The sequence below is a fragment of the Saccharothrix stipae genome (assembly GCF_054781895.1).
Map to the genome: position 1 here is coordinate 1 of NZ_BAAGTN010000016.1, position 18,034 is coordinate 18,034.

The 18,034-nt window shown below is 71.6% G+C and carries 14 protein-coding genes; 6 read left to right on the forward strand and 8 right to left on the reverse strand.

Annotation, left to right across the window (positions count from 1 at the left end; genetic code table 11):
* Positions 1-56 precede the first annotated feature (56 nt).
* From ACYVLT_RS27730 to ACYVLT_RS27740, 3 genes are all read right to left on the reverse strand, one after another.
* Positions 57-659, reverse strand: a complete 603-nt coding sequence (locus ACYVLT_RS27730; protein ID WP_461123153.1) for a hypothetical protein — start codon at positions 657-659, stop codon at positions 57-59.
* A 113-nt stretch (positions 660-772) separates the two neighbouring features.
* Complete coding sequence (locus ACYVLT_RS27735; protein ID WP_461123154.1) at positions 773-2,026, reverse strand: tyrosine-type recombinase/integrase; 1,254 nt, start codon at positions 2,024-2,026, stop codon at positions 773-775.
* Between the two features lie 43 nt (positions 2,027-2,069).
* Positions 2,070-2,381 carry a hypothetical protein gene (locus tag ACYVLT_RS27740; protein ID WP_461123155.1) on the reverse strand — a complete coding sequence of 104 codons (312 nt, stop codon included), beginning with the start codon at positions 2,379-2,381 and terminating at the stop codon, positions 2,070-2,072.
* A gap of 49 nt (positions 2,382-2,430) precedes the next feature.
* Here ACYVLT_RS27740 and ACYVLT_RS27745 point away from each other — a divergent pair, with 49 nt between their 5' ends.
* The 4 genes from ACYVLT_RS27745 (at position 2,431) to ACYVLT_RS27760 (ending at position 7,960) form a co-directional block, all read left to right on the forward strand.
* Positions 2,431-2,715 (forward strand): hypothetical protein, encoded by a 285-nt coding sequence (locus ACYVLT_RS27745; RefSeq protein WP_461123156.1) that lies wholly within the window; start codon positions 2,431-2,433, stop codon positions 2,713-2,715.
* A gap of 87 nt (positions 2,716-2,802) precedes the next feature.
* Positions 2,803-3,951 (forward strand): hypothetical protein, encoded by a 1,149-nt coding sequence (locus ACYVLT_RS27750; RefSeq protein ID WP_461123157.1) that lies wholly within the window; start codon positions 2,803-2,805, stop codon positions 3,949-3,951.
* Complete coding sequence (locus ACYVLT_RS27755; protein WP_461123158.1) at positions 3,948-5,849, forward strand: hypothetical protein; 1,902 nt, start codon at positions 3,948-3,950, stop codon at positions 5,847-5,849. Before ACYVLT_RS27750 ends, ACYVLT_RS27755 begins: the two co-directional genes overlap by 4 nt.
* Positions 5,846-7,960, forward strand: a complete 2,115-nt coding sequence (locus tag ACYVLT_RS27760) for a hypothetical protein (protein WP_461123159.1) — start codon at positions 5,846-5,848, stop codon at positions 7,958-7,960. The genes ACYVLT_RS27755 and ACYVLT_RS27760 overlap by 4 nt, the downstream gene beginning before the upstream one ends.
* Positions 7,961-7,974: 14 nt before the next feature.
* Here the strand turns inward: ACYVLT_RS27760 and ACYVLT_RS27765 are convergent, their stop codons facing one another.
* Entirely contained in the window at positions 7,975-8,445 is a 471-nt protein-coding gene (locus tag ACYVLT_RS27765; RefSeq protein ID WP_461123160.1) for a hypothetical protein, read from the reverse strand.
* An 80-nt stretch (positions 8,446-8,525) separates the two neighbouring features.
* Between ACYVLT_RS27765 and ACYVLT_RS27770 the strand changes: the two genes are divergently transcribed.
* Together ACYVLT_RS27770 and ACYVLT_RS27775 are read left to right on the forward strand one after the other, a co-directional pair.
* The gene (locus tag ACYVLT_RS27770; RefSeq protein ID WP_461123161.1) at positions 8,526-8,786 is read left to right on the forward strand and encodes a hypothetical protein; all 261 of its coding nucleotides are present in this window, start codon (positions 8,526-8,528) and stop codon (positions 8,784-8,786) included.
* An 87-nt stretch (positions 8,787-8,873) separates the two neighbouring features.
* Positions 8,874-11,123, forward strand: coding sequence for an ATP-binding protein (locus ACYVLT_RS27775; protein WP_461123162.1), 2,250 nt, complete (start codon positions 8,874-8,876; stop codon positions 11,121-11,123).
* A gap of 890 nt (positions 11,124-12,013) precedes the next feature.
* Here ACYVLT_RS27775 and ACYVLT_RS27780 read toward each other — a convergent pair.
* The 4 genes from ACYVLT_RS27780 to fxlM are packed head-to-tail and all read right to left on the reverse strand — an operon-like array spanning position 12,014 to position 18,022.
* On the reverse strand, positions 12,014-13,300 hold the full coding sequence (locus tag ACYVLT_RS27780) for a lanthionine synthetase C family protein (RefSeq protein ID WP_461123163.1): 1,287 nt from the start codon (positions 13,298-13,300) through the stop codon (positions 12,014-12,016).
* Positions 13,297-16,494, reverse strand: a complete 3,198-nt coding sequence (locus tag ACYVLT_RS27785) for a lantibiotic dehydratase (RefSeq protein ID WP_461123164.1) — start codon at positions 16,492-16,494, stop codon at positions 13,297-13,299. Before ACYVLT_RS27785 ends, ACYVLT_RS27780 begins: the two co-directional genes overlap by 4 nt.
* Complete coding sequence (locus ACYVLT_RS27790; protein ID WP_461123165.1) at positions 16,491-16,688, reverse strand: hypothetical protein; 198 nt, start codon at positions 16,686-16,688, stop codon at positions 16,491-16,493. Before ACYVLT_RS27790 ends, ACYVLT_RS27785 begins: the two co-directional genes overlap by 4 nt.
* Positions 16,685-18,022, reverse strand: coding sequence for a methyltransferase, FxLD system (fxlM, locus tag ACYVLT_RS27795; protein ID WP_461123166.1), 1,338 nt, complete (start codon positions 18,020-18,022; stop codon positions 16,685-16,687). Before fxlM ends, ACYVLT_RS27790 begins: the two co-directional genes overlap by 4 nt.
* Positions 18,023-18,034 lie beyond the last annotated feature (12 nt).

The window sequence follows — 18,034 nt, forward strand, 5'->3', positions numbered from 1 at the left end:
CCAGACCCGAACACCGCCAACAAAGCCGCAGCTCAACAGCACCTAACGAAGTCCTACTAGTGCATGGGGCCTTCGACGGGGAGGATTCCGGCGGCTCGCAGGAGGTCCCACGCTTCGGAGGTTCCGGACCCGGCGTAGCCGCGGTGGGCGAGGTTCCAGCTTCGCAGTGCGAACAGGTCCTCGACGGTCAGGTGCTCGGGGTTGCGGCCGGTGTGCAACACCATCTTGGTGATCGCCGAGACGCCGGTGAGGAACTGGCGCGTGCTCATGTGGTCGCGCACGTCGGCCTGTTCGATGCGAGCGAATACCTCCGGCGAGAACATCGCCCGGGTCGACTCGAGCACCCGCGCGGACTTGAGGCGGGAGAGGAGGTCGTAGTCGGGCAGTACCACCCGGCACAGCAGCAGGCAGGTCAGCCCGAGCAACGTTTCGGTGCGCTTGGCCGTCGGGGTGCGGGTGTCCCCGATGTCGGCGTCCTCGATCGACTGCATCCAGTTCTTGTCCGCGTCCGCCCCGGCGGCCCGCCATCGCTGCTGCCAGGTGTCCCCGGGATGGGTGAGCAGCCAGTGGAGGATCGTGCGCGCACCCCGCTGCGCCACCCCGGCCCGCTTGTCATCAGCACCGGGCATGACCGGCAACTGCCACACCACGGCGAGCACTTCGGCCGGGGACAAGTGGTCCGCGGGACCAGCCGTCCGAGCCGGGGGCGGGGGCCGGTGGCTGATCAGGACGGTTCCCGAGGTCCGGCGCGAGGCGCCGGTGACGATCCGGCTCACCGGGGTTCGCCCCCGAACAGGATCGCCAGGTCGGCAGCCGCGTACCCTGCCGCGACCGGCGCAGGCGGCTCCTGCGTCCGCTGCTCCCGCTCGGCCAGATGGTCGAGCACCCGTCGTAGCACTTTGGCCTCGTCCTCGACGGTGTAGACGTCGGCGGTAGTGGACAGGTGGGTGTGGCCGAGGATGACCTGCACGTCCCGCATCGAGAGGGTCCGGTCGCGGGCCATGCGCAGCGCGGCGGTGTGCCGCAGGTCGTGCATGGTCCAGTTGGTGCCCAGCGCGGCGTTGAGCCGCCGCCAGACCGCGCGCAAGGCCTCGTAATCCAGTGGCCGCCGACGCAGGCCGTCGCCGTGGTCGCGGCGGCGCAAGGTCCACCAGATCGGCTCGTCCAGGGCTGGCGGGTCACCGAGGTCGGCCAGGTAGAGACGCAGCCAGACAAGCGACTCCGCGCTGACGGGCAGCCACTGCTCGGCCTTGGTGCCCTTGCGGATCACCCGAACGAGCTGATCGCCCCAGGCCACGTCCGCCCCACGGATCCCGAGCAGTTCGGTCGCGCGAGCCGCGCAGCTGACGTCCATCGCCATCAGCGCCCGGTCCCGATTGGACCGCAGCCCGGCGAACACGTCGTTCCAGCGATCGTCGGGCATCTCCCGCGGACGTCGTTTCGGCAGCTTCGGGTTGTACCGGATCTTCCCTTCCGGACCGAAAGGCTCCAACGGGTTGTGGTGCGCGTGCGGTCGCCGTCCCCGATGACTCCGGTCGAGCTGGACGGGGTTGATCAGCGGTCCTTCCCGCACGTCCTCGACCCAGAACTCGTAGAACGCCCGGATCACCGCGTTGGAGTGCCTGATGGTGCGCGGTTCGTAGCGGTCACCGAGGTGCCGCTTGCGGGTGATCGGGTTGATCGTCCCCGCCGTGATCGCCGAGGCCGTTCTCGGTGACCGACGCGGTTTGGTCGCCTGCTTCATCCACAGCACCAGGTCGCGGACCTCGGCCGGGGTCGCCTTGTCCCACTCCACATCGATGGCTCGCAACCATCGCCACCAGCGCACCAACGCGTAGCAGTAGCTGCGCACCGAACTCACGCTCGTGTCTCCGGCGACGAAGTCCGTCAAATACCGCCGGATCGGCGCCACCGGCACACCGGCGTCGTCGATCACCAGCCACGGCACCGGCCCTTCGGCCCGGGCCACCCGGCCCCACCTGGGCAGCCTGATGGCCGCGATGTCCCGGCCAGCATCGTTGAACAAACCCCACACCACCTTCTCGATCGAGGTGGACGAGGTCTACCGGTCAAGCTCCACCGACCGAGTCGACTACCTCGGCGTGTCGTTCCTTAGTCCGGTCAACAGGCTGCAGGTGGGTGTACGGGGTGCCCTCCGCGGCGAGCTCCCGGATCCGTTCGATGCCCTGCGCGGCTTCCAGGTGGATGACCGACGCCACCACCAGCACGCCCAACCACGTCCACGACCACGTCGAGATCGGGGTAACCAGAGCGGTGGCGAGCAGGACGGCGTACGCGAGCACCTGAACGGTGACCACGTACGCGAGCACGCCGCCGGGCAGCGACCATAGTGCCCAACGGCGTGGGTCCAGCCGACTCACGCTCTCTCCACTTATGCACACCTGAACACTGTTTCCCTACCGTGTCGTCATGATCAACGAGCGGTGGCACGTGTGCTTCGCACGACGGGACCTTCCGGATCGACCGGTGTTCCAGGAGCACATCGAGGACTGGGAGGAGTGGCTCGACGGTGCGGGCATCATCGAGGGGACGCCGTTTCTGTTGTCGCCGTCGTTCGAGTACGACGTCGAGCTGAACTCGTTCTTCCTGTCCGAGGACATGCAGGGCCGGCCGCAGAACACCTTGGATGCCTACGTCCGGGATCTGGCGGGGTTCTTCACGTTCCTGTGGGTGGCGCGCGGTCGACGGGGCTAGCGGGATGCGCGGACGGAGGATCACCTGGCCTACAAGGCGTGGCGGCAGCAGGAGTTGCGGCGGTCGGGCGGCACGTGGGGGCGTGAGGTGGCCACGGTCAACGTCTTCTTCGACTGGGCTTGGCGGGCGGGGGTCGGCCCGGTGAACCCGATCCCGCAGCGGGCGGCGCGGCCGTTGCCCGCCGGGCTGGTCGGGCGGCGGCAGGCCGGGGCGACGACGCCTGCGACCGCGCCGCACCACGTCCGGCGGGAGCGGGTCCGGTGGTTGCCGCCGGCGTCCTACCGCAGGTGGCGGGACGTGGGCTTGCGGGGCTACGAGAGCGAAGGGCTGCCGCAGCCGCGGTTCCGGGGTCGGTGGGCCGGACGCAACGCCGGCTTCGCCGATCTGTTGGTGCGCACCGGGATGCGCCTGTCGGAGGCGGCGTCGTTGACAGTGTTCGAACTGCCTGCCCATCCGGCCAGCCCGCGCGCGGGCTATCAGCGTTTCTGGCTGCCGGCCGACGTCGCGAAGTGGGGGTCGGCCCGCTGGGTCTATGTCCCGACGTCCCTGGTCAGCGAACTGGCGGCCTACCGGGAGTGGGATCGCCCGGAGGCGGTCGAGACGGCCCGGTCACGGGGCACCTATCGGCGGATGCGCCGACCGTTGGTGATCGAGGACCCGGACCGGCCGTGGGTGTCGGTGCCGGGCCGGCACGGGTCGCGGCAGCGGGTGCGCCTGGAACGGCTGACCCCGCAGGAGCGGCGCAGGGTCCTGGTCGAGACGCCCGCGGGGGTGGAGCCGGCGGCGTTCTGGTTGACCGAGGACGGGCTGCCGGTGGCGGTGTCGACCTGGAAGACCCTGTTCGTCCAGGCCAACGCCCGCTGCTCGAAGCGCGGGCTGGACCTGCGGTGTCACCCGCACATGCTGCGGCACACCTTCGCGGTGGTCACCCTGGAGCAGTTGCAGCGCGGTCACCTGCGGGACCTGGCGGCGATGACCGCCGGTCAGCGTTCCCATTACACGAAGGTGTTCGGCGACCCGCTGAACTGGGTCCGGATGCGGCTGGGCCACCGCTCGGTGGTGACCACACAGATCTATCTCGGCTGCCTGGCGGAACTGGAGATGGAAACCCGGCTGGCACTGGTCCCTGACGACTGGGACGACCCCCGCGACCTGCCCCCGCCGTTGATCATCCCCGACGACCCTGCCTCGGCCAACGCCGACCGGGCGCAGGGCGAATCGAAGGCGACGGTATGAACGCCGACGCCCGCGGCGCCACCGGACCTAATCGGCGGGCGCCCATGCCGCAGGGTCGCTTCGACGCCCCCGCCTCCCCGGGCCCCGCCGTGGGCCACAACGGCCAGGTCGTGCGGTTCTTCGGCGACGACGGCCGCAGCGCGGAGTTCCCGCTGGCCCGCCTGGCGATCCTACCGGGCTGGACGGACGCTCTCGGCCGTGCCTTCGCCGCCCGCGTCGGTCCTGCCGGGCAGGCCCGTACGCACCGGACCGCGACCAGTGTGTGGTCGGCGACGGTGAGGTTCGCCGAGCACCTGAGCGCGCTGCCCGAGCCGCCGGCCGACCCGGCGCGGCTGCGGCCGGAACACCTCACGGGCTTCGCAGCCGAAGTCCGACGGGCCTACGTCAAAGACCGCAACGCCTGGTCCTACCTCGATCGTGCCCTGTCTGTGTTGCGGCTTCCGCCCGTTGTCGACATGTTGGCCGCGAACACCCGGGACTACCTGGACACACCTCGCGAGCGCGGGCCGCGGCCCGCCGGCGGGTCCGGGTATTCCGACGGTGAGCTGCACCGGCTGATCGCGCGGCTCCGTCGGGACGTCGCGGCGATCCGCGACCGCGTGCAGGCCGGTCAGGATCTCGTGGAGCGCTTCCACCGCGGCGATGTGGCGCCGCAGGAGCGGGAACGGGCCCGGCTGCTGGCCGGGATCGCGGAGACCGGCGTTGTCCCGCCGGTGGGTGAGCTGGACGTCTGCCGGGCCGGGCCGGCTCGGCGGGGGATCGCCGGGCAGCTGTTCCTGACCCCGCCCGACATAGTGCCGATCTCGGCGCTGCTCGTCGTCTTGTCGGCACGCAACATTGAGACGATCAAGGAACTACCGGCGGAAGGCCGCGTCCTGCAGGACCGGGCGGTGGAGGTAGTGCTGACCAAGCGTCGACGCGGGGCCGGGAGGTGGTTCGAGACCGCGCACTGGGAAGTCGGGCCGTCCGGCCGGGAACTGCACCACCCGGGAGGGTTGTTCCTGCTGGTCGGGAGGTTGACGGCGCTGAGCCGGTCGTTCAGCGGCGTGGAACGGCTCTGGGCGGTCTGGCGCAACGGGATGCGGTCCGGGGTGAGCGGGGTCGACGAGCACTACGACCCCTTCGCCACCGACCTGCAATGGCCGGGTGCGCTGCCCGCCGACTGGTCGCGGGCCCAGGACGAGCTCTGGGCGGACCCGGTCGGCGACGAGCCCCCGACGCGGTTGGTGCTGGACTGCGCGCGGCTGAGGAAGAGCGTGGAGGTCCGGCGCACCCGGCAGGTCGGCGGGCACCTGCCGTCGGCGACCCGGTCCAACACATACCCGGTGCTGTTCGCCAACTACCTGCGTGGCGACGCCTCGGTGGGCGAGTGGGCGCAACAGACCGTGTCCGAAGCACTGGTCGAGGCCGAGGACGCGGTCCTGGCGGCGCACCGGGCAGCCCTGGCCCGCGCGGGTGGACACCTGACGGTGGTCCCGGGCGAGGCCACGGCGGAGTCGATCCGGCGGGCCGGTGTCGGGCCGGAGCAGGCCGAACGCATCGCCTCGGGCGGCCAGGACGCCGCCTGGAACGCCTGCGCCAATCCCGAACGGCACCCGGAGACCGGCACGGTCTGCCGGACGGTGTCGCTGCTGGACTGCTTTCACTGCGGCAACTGCGTCGTGACACGCGAGCACCTGCCGCGGCTGCTGGCCCTGCTCGACGCCCTGCACCAGCGCCGCCGACAGCTCGGCGAGCAGGACTGGTGGCACCGCTACGGGCCGACCTGGGTCGCGCTGCGCCGCGACATCCTCGACGGCCGCCACTTCACCGAGACCGAGATCGCCCACGCCCGCGGCGTCCCCGCGACCGAAGCCCTGCTCGACCTGGTCGAGAATCCCTGGGAGAACACGCCGTGACCAGCCCCGCCTACCCATCCCCGGCCGGCGACGCCGCTACCGACCCGCACCCGTGGGACGAGGTGTTCGTCCTGCGCGAGTACGACCTGCGCGACGGCATCGACCTGGAACAGACCTCGCGCTTCCGCGACGAGATCTGGTCGCTGGGACCGGGGATACACCAGACGCACGGGCAGCGATCGCGCGTGCACTTCGCCTCCTTCCCGCGCCGCTACCGCCAGCTGGCCAAGGAACTGCTGTGCGCCTACATGGCCATGCCCGTCCCGGCCGGCGGACGACGATTGAAGCTGCCCAGCATCGAGGGCGAGGTTGTCGAGCTCAGGCGGTTCCTGACCTGGATGGACGACCGGCCCGACGCCCCCGACCTCGCGACGCTGACCGGCGCCGACCTGCGTGCCTACTCCGGACACGTGGGGGCCGCGCTGCGGGAGGCGCCGTCGACAGGACGCGCGCGGTCGGCGGTCCGCCGGATCTGGCGGCACCGCAACACCCTGCCCGGCGACCGACTGCTGCTCGATCCCCATCACGTCGAGGGCTGGTTGCCCCGCAACCGCCGGCAGCGAGGCGAGAACCGTCACGACCGGCTGCCTGAACAGGTCATGGGACCACTGATCGGCTGGGCCACCCGCTTCGTCGACGTCTTCGCCCCCGACATCCTCGCCGCGGCGCGGATGTGGTCCCGCCGCCGTGACACCGACCCGCCGCCGCTGTCTCCCGACCCGCGCGGCCCGGAGCTGGCCTCCGCGCTGGAACACCTGCTGGACCACCACATCCAGCAGAACCTGCCCCTGCCCGGCTACCGAGGACAGGTCAACTCCAGCGAGCTGGCCAGAACCCTCGGATGCTCGCCCACGACCCTCACCCGCAGCCGTTCCCCTCACGTCCTGCGCATCCACGCCGTCGCCGACCTCGTCGGGGTCGCCGAGGACTCCTACTACGCCACACCGGTCCACGGCCTGCTCGATGGACGCCCCTGGCTGGACCGGATCGCCCTCGGGCAGGGCGACGACGGCCTGGCCGTGCTGGGCTGGATGCTCCAGATCGCCTGCTACACCCTGCTCGCGTTCTACTCCGGAATGCGCGACAGCGAGATCAAACACCTCCGGCGCGGAGCCCTGCGCGTCGAGCGCTCCGCAGACGGCGTCGCCTACCGCTGGAAGGTGCACTCGCTGGCGTTCAAGGGCGAACACGACCAGAAGGGCACACCCGCCGTCTGGGTGGTCGGTGACGCGGCCGGACGAGCGATCGGAGTCCTGGAGGCCCTCCAGCCCGCCGGCACGCAGATGCTGTTCCAGACACGCCCCTACGGCAGCGGCTGGCGCGAGGACCTCGTCGGACGGACCCCGGCGTCGAAGAACACCAACCGGGCGCTCAATCGGTTCGTCGGTTGGGTCAACGACTACTGCGCGCGGCGAGACCGCCAGGACGGCATCCCGGAGGTCGAGGGACGAGCCTGGAGGTTGAAGACCAGCCAGTTCCGACGCACGCTGGCCTGGTTCATCGCCCGCCGCCCCGGCGGCGCCATCGCCGGGGCGATCGCATTCCGGCACCAGGCGATCCAGATGTTCGAGGGGTACGCGGGCACCAGCGAATCCGGGTTCCGCGCCGAGGTGGAGAGCGAACAGGCCCTGGCCCGCGGTGAGTTCCTGCTTCAGATGGCCGATACCTACCACCACGAGCACCTCGTCGGACCCGGAGCCGAGGAAGCCGGGCGGCGGCTGGAGCAGTTCGGCCTCCGCGCGGACGGGTTCGCCGGCACGGTGGTCACAGACGAACGCCGCCTGGCCCGGCTGATGAAGCGGCACGACCCCGCCATCTATCCCGGCACCTACGTCACCTGCGTCTTCACCCACGACAAGGCCCTGTGCCGCAAAAAGGCTGACAGCACCGGCGTCCTGCTGCCCGAACTGGGCGACTGCAAGCCGCTCACCTGCGGCAACGCCGCCCTCACCTGCGAGAACACAGCCCGATGGCAGGCCGAGTCCGACCGGATCGACAGCCAACTCGCCCACCGACCTCGGCTACCACCGCTGCTGGAGCACCGACTGACCCAGCGCCGCGACCAGATCAACGCCTTCCTCGCCCGACACCGTCCCGGAGCCCAGCAGTGAGCCGCCGCGTCGACCTACCCGACCACGACACCGTCCGCGCCGCCATGGCCGAGGTGATCCGGACTGCCCGAGACGACGGCCGCAAGCCCACTGTCGTCGCCTTGGCCCACGAGATCGGCCTCAACAACTCGACCTTCTGGCGCCACTTTCCCGACCTCGCCAGCGAACTCGTCGCCCAGGCGCGGGACCACACCATCGTCGAGCAGGCCCAACCCGGGCGATATGACCAACTCGCCGCCGAACACGCCCGGCTCAAGCGAGCTCATGCCGAACTCCAACACGATCATGACCGGGCCAAAGCCGTCATCCAACGCCTGTCTCTGGACAACCACCGACTCCGCCAACAGATAGAGGGAGCCGCCAAGATCATCCCCATCCATCAGAAGCGCAAGCAGGGTTCTCAAGACGAACACTGACTCCCGCGCTTCCACGACCTGATCGGCCCGGACGAACGTCGCGCGCTGACCCCGCTGTTCTGGACCCACGTCAACCCCTACGGCCGGTTCCGCCTGGACATGGACACCCGCCTGGACTTCGCCGCCGGACGCGGACCGGCGGTGACCGGGTGAACGCGCCGACCGGCGAACTGGACGGCGACACCGCCGAGTACCTGGTCCGGCAGGTCGAGCAGGAGCGCGCGGACGGCACGCTCGCGGGCATGGACGGCGAGAGCGCGGCGCGCTGGATCGCCGAACGGCTCCGCTACCTGGCCCGGAACACCCAGGGATCGTCGACGTCGAGGACGACCGGGGCGGGGAAGCCGACGGGCTTCCCCCGTGGCGGCCGGAGCCGTCGTTATGCGGGTGGGCCGATGCCAGTCGGGTGAATTCGGCCGGCACCGACCGGACGCGGAGGCGCGGCGGTGCCACGCTGTGCGCCATCGGCCCAAAACCGGACCGGGAGGTGGCCCGCAGTGGTGACGCCCGAGCTGCGGCAGCCCGATGACCCCGCGGAGGACGACCCGCCGCCCGACGCAGGCGACGACGGCCCGGCGCAGGTCGGCAACACGGTGTCGGGGATTGTGGGCGTGGTGGTGCAGGCCGGTGTGGTGCACGGTGACGTGTCGCTGCACGCCGCGCCGCTGCCGCCCGCGCCGGTGGTGCCGCGGCAGTTGCCCGCCGCGCCGGCCTTGTTCGCCGGGCGGAGCGCGGAGCTGGCCCGGCTGGACCGCGTGCTGACCGCCACCACAGCGCCCGCCGACCCGGCGGGTGCGAGGCAGGGCGCGACGGTGCTGGTCTCGGCGATCGGCGGTGCCGGGGGCATCGGCAAGACCTGGCTGGCGCTGGCCTGGGCGCACCGCCGGCTGGAGCGGTTCCCCGACGGGCAGCTGTTCGTGGACCTGCGCGGCTTCAGCCCCACCGGCGAGCCGGTGCAGCCGGCGGTGGCGGTACGCGGGTTCCTCGACGCCCTGGGCGTCGAGGCGAACCGCATCCCCGCCGACCTCGACGCCCAGGCCGCGCTGTACCGCAGCCTGGTGGCCGGACGGCGGATGCTGGTGGTGCTGGACAACGCCGCCACCAGCGACCAGGTCGCACCCCTGCTGCCCGGCTCGCCGTCCTGCACGGTGCTGGTCACCGGCCGTCACCGGCTGGCCTCGCTGATCGACCGGCACGGCGCCCGCCACCTGCCCCTCGGCGTCCTCACCTACGAGGAGGCCCGCACGCTGCTGGTCGCCCGCCTGGGCGCCGACCGCGTCGCCGCCGAACCCGAGGCGGTGGACGAGCTGATCGGGCTGTGCGGGGGCCACCCGCTGGCCCTGGCGATCACCGCGCGCACCGCCGAGCCCCACCCCGACGTCGCGTTGGCCGAGGCCGCCGCCGAACTGCGCGACCTCGGCATGGAGGCGCTCGACCACGACACCGACCCGGCCGCCAGCCTGCCCACCGTGCTGTCCTGGTCCCTGCGCCACCTCACCGACACCCAACGCACCGTGTTCGCGCTGCTGGGCATCGCCCCCGGTCCCGACACCACCCCGCCCGCCACCGCCGCCCTCACCGGCCTGCCCGACCGCACCGCCCGCAGGACGCTGAGCGGGCTGGAGAACGCCTCGCTGCTGGAACGACGGCCCGGCGGCCGGTACGCCATGCACGACCTGGTCCGCGCCTACGCTGCGGACACCGCCCACGGCGCCCTGTCCAACGACGTGCGGGAGGCGGCGCTGATACGGGTAGTGGACTTCCACCTGCACACCGCCCACACCGCCGACCGTCTCCTGGAACCCCACCGCCTGCTGCTGCCACCCGAGACACCCACGTCCGGCGTCCCAGCGCTCTCACTGCACGACGCCGTGATCGCGATGGCCTGGCTGGACGCCGAGCACGCCACCCTGCTGGCCGCCCAACGCACCGCCGCCGCCCTTGGCCGCCATGCGGTCGTCTGGCATCTCGCCTGGAACCTCACCAGCTTCCACGCCCGGCAGGGGCACCTGCGCGACGAGCTCGCCTGTTGGCGGGCGGCCCTGGACATCGCCGAACACCTGCCCGACCCCGCCACCCGCATCCGTACCCACCGACGCCTCGGCGGCGCCTGGTCTCGGTTGGACCTGCACGAGCAGGCCATCGAACACCTGGACCGGGCCCTCAACCTGGCCGAGTGTCACCAGGACCCCGCCGAACAGGCCCACACCCACCATGAGCTCGCGAACGCCTGGGAACGGCGGGGAGACGACCGGCGGGCCCTGGACCACGCCCGGCACACCCTCGACCTCCACCGCCGCCTCGACCAGCCGGTGGGGGAAGCTGACGCGCTCAACATGGTGGGCTGGTACGCCGCGCGCCTGGGCGAGTACGACACCGCCCGCACCCACTGCCACGCCGCCCTCATCCTGCACCGACACCACGACAACCCCATCGGCGAGGCCGGCACTCTCGACAGCCTCGGCTACATCGCCCACCACACCGGCGACTACCACCACGCCCTCGAGCACTACCACCACGCCCTCACCCTGCGCCGCACCCACGGCGACACCTACCAGATCGCGAACACCCTCGACAGCGTCGGGCACCCCCACGCCGCCCTCGGACAATACGAGCAGGCCCGCACGGTGTGGCGGGAGGCGCTGGAGCTGTACCGCGAACAAGGCCGCGACGTCGACGCCGAGCGGGTGCAACGCCAACTCGATGACCTCGACGACACCGGCCACACCGGTGCTGACAGGCAGTGACGCCTACCTATTGACATCCACTGACGTATCCCAGGTCAGTAAACTGACGCCTCACAGTCACCGTCGCGACCATGCCGGCCCCTGGTCCACCTACCGGATAACGTGCGGGAGTGGCGCAGTGATCGCCGGACGGTTCCACAGGTATAGCGAGCCGTCCAAAATAGCCGCGATCAAATCAAAGACGCAGGCAGAGCCGTCAAGACGAACACCGAACACTCCAGAACCCCCACCATAAACCCCCGATTCCTCCACAGGGCAATCGACTGTAACTATCAGGTCACGCGCTGTCAGGGGCTGGTCGGGGGACACGACCAGGGCCTATTCGTCACTCCCAGGGAGATCGTCATGATCGACAACCTCACGTCCCCCCGCACCGGCCGGCCCAGTGAGTGGACCCGCAGGACCAGTCGCCCCAGCGAGTGGCGCGGCTGAGCACGTGAGCATCCCGCCGTCCTGTCTCGGGCGGCGGGTGCGCTCGCTTGCCCCCCGAGGGTGAGTCCGCGCGGCGATGACCCTGTGGTTCACCCGGTGAGGCGGCTGGATGGGTCGCGCACTCGTCCGAGGGGATTTCGTCGCGGGACTGAGCGGCGCGAACCGCGACCACCGGCCATTGGCCTTGAGCGTTCTGTTCGGGGCTCACCCTGACGTGGCGACCGTCGGACCGGCTTTGCTCGGTCAGTTCGACGCCCAGGCCGGTTCGGTGTGCACAGGTTCTCTCAAAGAAGACCGACACCGCCGGATCCGCTGTGCCCGGACCGCCATGACCACATACTGCGTCCTGGGCGAGCCGGTCCCGGAACCGTTGATCAGCCCGAACGCATATGGTCCCGTCACTGACGGCATAACCTTGACGAAGGCGACGCCGATCTCGGTCGGCGACGTGCGCCGGGTTATGCGATCAGGAGGCAACGGTCCCAGGTCGTGTCGCTTCGGGGATTCGCGAGGCTGTGCAGAGTCAGTGCGAGGCCGGTGATGCCGTCGAGGAGTCCTTGTGGAGTGTCGCCTGTTCGATCGTAGAGGGTTTGGTGTGCCAGGTAGGTGGCGAGTGCGTCGTGCAGGTGGTGGGTGGTGGCGTCGTCGGCTGCTCGTCGGAGGGTGTGCAGGAATCCGCTGAGTCCGTGGCACAGGCCGGGTTCGGTGATGCGGGTGGTCTGCGTGGAGTCGTGCAGGCAGTCGAGGAGTGCCGTTTCGGCGAGGTGTCGGCGTCGGGTGTCGTTGGTGGCGATGGCGGCCAGCTGTTGGGCGCGGGCGATGCCGGGTGTGCCGTAGCACCAGGAGGGGCGGTGTGGGCCCGGGTGGTGGAGACGGCCGGTGCGGTGTTCGGCGAGGGTGAGGATTTCGGGCCAGTAGTGGCCGGTGTCCCCGTCTTGGCGCCAGGTGTCGAGCCAGGTGCAGATGCGGTGGATGGCGTCGAGGTGGCCGTCGACGAGGATGCCATGGCGGGCGGCTAGGGCCAGTAGGGCCAGCGGGCCGGTGATGCCGTGGGCCATGCCGAGGTTGGCATGGCCGTCGGGGTGCTGTTCTGGGCGTCGGCGGTCGGGGCCGTGGTGGGTCCACCAGCCGGGCAGGTCGTCGTCCGGGGTCAGCGGGAGGGTCAGGCGGACAAGGTAGGTCAGGACGTCGGCGGTGATGGGGTGGTCGGGGTGGCGGTGGACGTGGTGGGCGCCCAGCCCGGTGAGACCGCGCAGCACGTCGTACTCGGCGAAGCCGGGGCGCTGTCGACTGTCGATGCGGTGGTGGGCGGCGTCGAGGCGTCGCCGGGTGAGGTCGAGTACGGCGGTGTCGAGGGTGTCCAGGGCGCGTGTGTAGGTGCCCGGGGTGATCAGGGCGGCGGTGTGGAGGGCGAAGGCGAGGGCGGGTGCGCCGTGGAACAGACTGCTGTGCTCATCAGCCGTGATTCCGCCGGTCGCGGCGCGTGCCAGCCAGGCGTGGGCTGTCGCGGGGGCGCCTTGGCCGTTGAGGGCGCGGGCGAGGTGCAGCAGGGCGATGCCTGCGGCGCCGTCGGCCAGCGACGAGGCGTCCGACGGGTTCGCCGTGCTGTCGGTCGGCCATCCGGTGGGGTCGGTGAGCTGGTCGGCGACATCGGCGGCCAGCGCCGCCATCGGTTCGGGAACGACCAGGCGGTGATCGTGGGTCGGGGTGTGGGGTGGCGGGGGCGCGGTGGATGCGGTGCTCACAAGGTGCTCCCGGTGCGGACATGGTGGCCCAGAGCGACGGCGCGGGCCAGTCGGTGTGTGAGGCGTTCGGCGTCGCGGTCCAGGCCGAGGCTGCGGACACAGTGCAGGTGCAGTAGGGCGGGCAGGACGGCGTCGGTGTCGAGGCCGGCGTTGCGGCGCAGGGTGGCGTACGTGGTCAGGGCGTGTCGGCGTCGGTCGCGCACGAGGTCGTCGTGGCGGGTTGGTGGGGTGGAGGTCGACGTGGGATGGCCGAGGCTGGAGCCGGCCAGTTCCCGTGCGCGGCGCAGGGTGGTGCGTGGCAGGGCTGAGGTGGTGGTGTGGTCGAGGTGGTCGACCATCCAGCGGGTGGCGGTCGTGGTGTCGCCGAGGAAGGCCACGGCCAGGTCGATCAGGCCGGCGGCGACGGCCGCTTCCCGTTCCGGTCCGGCGGTGGTGTGGTGCTGGACGTAGGCGGAGTCGGCGACGAACACCGCTTCGGCGGCAGTCAGGAGCGCACCGTCGCCGAACCGTCCGATCTCGGGCAGGTAGGTGTCGAGTTGGAGGCGGCTGATCAGCCCGCGGCGGCGCAGCTCGGCGCTCCAGCGCCCGATCCGGGCCGTAGCGTGCGTCTGCCAGTCCGCGTCGGCTGCGTCCGTGGTGGCGTCGGTGGCGGGGGCCAGGCGTAGCCGGAGGTGGTGGTCGGGATCGCGGTAGGGCAGGAACCACCAGTGCAGGGGAGTGGGCCAGGATTCGAGCAGGTCGGGCAGGTGGGCGCGCAGGATGGCGTGGTGACGGTCGGGGTGGGCGTAGAGCTTGAGGTAGAGCCAGTGGCCGTGGCCGGGCAGGTGGGCGTGCTCGCGTCGGGTGATCGCGGTGCTGCGTAGCCGCGGCGCGGCAACGGGTGGCGTATCGCGGGCTAGGGGCACGACGATCTCGTGCATGCGACCCTTCATCCAGGCCAGCTCTTCGGTGGTGGGCGCTTCGGTGAGGGTGAGGGTGCCGCGGCGGCGCAGGTCGGCGCGCAGCAGCCGACGGTGGTGTCCGTCGGCCAGTGCCAGGCGCAGTTGTTGGTCGCCGGTGCCGACCAGCACGGTGTCGGGTACGTGGTTGCGCTCGCGCCAGGCGTCGACCGCGGCGGCCCACCTGGTGAACGGTTCGTCGGGTTCGGGGAGGTCGGCGGTGGTGAGCGTCCAGCGGGCCGGGGACAGGATGGTGCGGCCGTGGCGGACACGGGGCAGGAACGGCAGGTGGCGCGCTGCTCCCCACGGGAACGGTCCGGGCAGCGCGGTCTGTCCGGCTTCCAGTTCGCACAGCAACCGCACGAGCGGGTGGGCGCGGCGGGTGAGTTCGACCGAGTTGACCAGGTGCGGGTGCACGGCACGGCGCCGGGAGAGCGAGATCAGGTGCAGGCGGTGGCTGTCGCCGTGCAGCGCGAGATCCGCCAAGGGCACGGTGTGGGGGTCGGCGTCGTCGGTATGGGTGGGCGGTGGGTGTTCGCCGAGGCGCAGGACGTGGTGCTGCACGGTCGGGCTGCGGGCGATGTCATGGGTGCCGGCGTACAGCGGCGGGCACGACAGCTGTACCGGTAGGGCGTCGGCGTCGGTGGTCGGCAGGCCGCGGTAGGCGGCGGTCATGCGGTCGCGGTCGGCGGGGGCGAGCAGGTCCAGGAAGCGGCCGGTCATGGTGGCGGCGGCGCGCGAGGCGGTGAACACGACCAGCCGGAACCGTCCCTCAGCCAGGGCGCGGTGGTCGGCGGCGTGCAGCCGCAGTCCGAGCTCCAGGTGGGCGGGCGGGGGCGCCGACGGCCCGGCGGGGTCGGTGGCCAGGCGGGTGAGGGTGTCCTCGTCGAGGACGACTTCGGTGGCGTGGTCGCGGGCGGCGGTCCAGGCCAGCGTCAGCAGCGCCGCCTCACGGTCCTGCGGGGCGGCCGCCGTGCTGGGCTCGCGGTCGAGGGCGTCGCGGTAGCCGGCGGGCCACCCCAGCCCGCGTTCGGTGTCGATCACCTCGGTCAACGGCACCACCGCGCCGGGTCCGTAGCGTTCTAGGAACGCCCGGTGGTAGGCGCGCAGCCTCGACGAGCCGGATGGTGCCAGGCGTGTGAGCGTGCCGGCCGCGATCGCGGCCTCGCGCGCCACGATGTCGGGCAGGACCAGCGTCCCGTCGAAGCGCAGGTCGATCCCCAACGGCCGGGACACCGGCATCAGCTGTCGCATGCGGTCGGCGACCACCGTCGCCACGGACGGCCGTCGGCCGGCATCGGCCTGGTGGGTGTCGGCTCGGACGAGGTGGTGCAGGGCGCGCAGCTCGTCGATCAGGCCGGCGAGGGGTTTTACGTCGTGGGCTTGGTAGGTAGCCAACCGTTCGAGAAGGTGACCGAGAGGATCGGTGGTGGTCATCGGCGCGCGCAGGTCGGTGAGCAGGAAGCCTGTGCTGATCAGGCCGGAGAGCAGAGCGGTGCTCCGGGCCGGGGCTGTGTCGGGGAACCGGTCGCCGAGCGCGTCGAGCAGCTGCGCTGTGGAGACCGGCGTCTCCGCGAGCCGGTGGACCAGGCGCACCGGGGCGGTGTAGCGGACGGTCACCTCGGCGGCGGGCTCGGCGTCGGCGGCGGGCTCGGCGGATGGTGGCGCCGGCACGGTCGATGTGGCCGCCGTCGGTCGGCGGAGGGAGTGGCGGGCGTGTGGCAGGACCAGTCGGTCGTCGCGCAGGAACGCCGTGCTGTCGAATACCACGCTCACCCGTCGCAGCAGCTCCGGGGAGCTTTCCAGCACCGCCAGGGCGGCGTCGAGCCACTCGGCTCCGACGCGGAGCACGCTCCGCGTCGCGCTGAGGTCGGGTAATCGATGTTCAAGGCCGAAGCGCGCGGGAGCGACGCCGGCGAACAGACCCAGCGGGGTGGCCCGGGTCGTGCGGGAGCGGTAGCGCGCCAGGGCCTCGCCCAGCCGCCGGTAGCGGGCAGGGCGAAGCGGTGTTCCGGCGACGACCTTGGCCAGCTGGTCGGCCAGCGACGGGCTGACCAGCTCGACGGCGGCCATGAGATCAAGGTCGTCGACGATGTGCCGCGCCCACCGCCGCCACACCCGGGGGTCGGCGTCGTCGGGCGGCGGGCCGGTGTCGAGGTGCCGGTCCGCGGGCCGGGCGGCGATGCGCACCATGGCGGCGTCGACGACCCGGAAGCCCGGCGAGGGTGTGGCGCTGGTGGGCGCGGACACGGTCATCCGCCGTCGGTGCAGCTGTTCGAACAGGCGCTCTCGCAGGACTGCCCGCAGCCGTCGTCGCTGTGGCAGTTGCCGCCGGAGTTCCACACCTGTCCGGGCGGTGCCGTGGTTCGGCCGGGCACGACCTCGATGTCGAGGTCGAACGGATCGGCGACGCCGGTGGCGACCGCCGGTTCGGACATGGTCATCGTCATGTGCGTTCCTCTTTTCCTCGGCCGCGCGCGGCGGCGATGGGCTCGGTGTGGTCGTGGTCGTGGTCGGGGCCGGTGGGCCAGGTGACGACCACGCGGGTGTGGCGGCGGTCCATGACGAACCCGGAGGGCAGCGCCTGGTCAGGGGTCGCGGCGGGAAACACGGTGATGTGGGCGTGGCGCCCGCTGTGACGGTGCTCGCGGTCCCAGGTACGGATGTCGGCCACGACCTGCTCGGCCAACTCTGGGGCGTCGGGGCCGTGGGCGACCGCGCCGAACTCGGCGCGGTCGGTGTCGGGGACGCGGCGGGTGATCCGGTAGGCGAGGCCGGTGTCGCTGTAGCGGGTGGGCGCACCCCAGCGCGCCCAGCCGTTCACCAACTTCGCTTCCACGGCGGATTGGAGTGCTTGGAGCAGTCCGAACCGGTCGGGTCGGGTGGCCAGGAACAGGTCGAGGTCGTCGAACGGCTCCGTACCGCCGACCTCGACACCCGACCACGCCTCGGTCCTGGGGCCGCGCAACGCCTCGGCCAGCAGCTCCGGGTCGGTGTCGGCCGGGCCGTCGATGCGCAGGCCGACCTGCTCGCCGTCGGCGAGCGACAGGAACGTCTCCTCGTGCGCGCCCAGGCCCTGCATGGCCACGAAGCCGGCCCGCTGGTGACCGCGGTCGACCAGGCGGCCCTCGACCTTGTCCAGCGCCACGGTGCGGGTGGTGCCGCGCATCAGCAGCGGCACCACGATCCGACCGCCCTCGACCAGTTGCTCCCACCAGGCGGGCGGCAGGTCCCAGGCGCCGACGGTGACGACGATGCGGTCGAACCGCTCCTCGTCGGGGATGGGGTGTTCGGCGTCGCCGTGCACCACCCGCACCCGCGGGTAGCCGGCCTGGGCCAGCAGACGTCGGGCGCGCTCGACGATGTCGCCGTCGATGTCGACCGACACCACACGTCCGGTGGGGCCGACGATCTCGGCGATGAGCGCGGCGTTGTAGCCGCCGGAGCCGATCTCCAGCACCCGCATCCCGGGACGCAGCTCGGCCTGCTCCAGCATCGACGCCTGGATCGCCGCGGCCGACACGCTGCTCGACGCCGCACCGTCGGGACCACGTTTGGTCACCACGGACTTGTTGGCCGCGTACGCCTGCTCCAAGGCAGCTTCCGGGGCGAACACGTGCCGCGGCACCCTGGCGAACGCCGCGGACACGGGCGCGGTGCGCAGTGCGGACAACGTCCGGAGTTCGTCGATCATCCGCAGACGAAGCTCGTCGGCGCCGGCCGGTTCGGCGGGGGAGTGGGTGGACGGTGGGGTGTCGGTCACGAAGATCCCTCGCTTGCGCATCCACGGACGTGA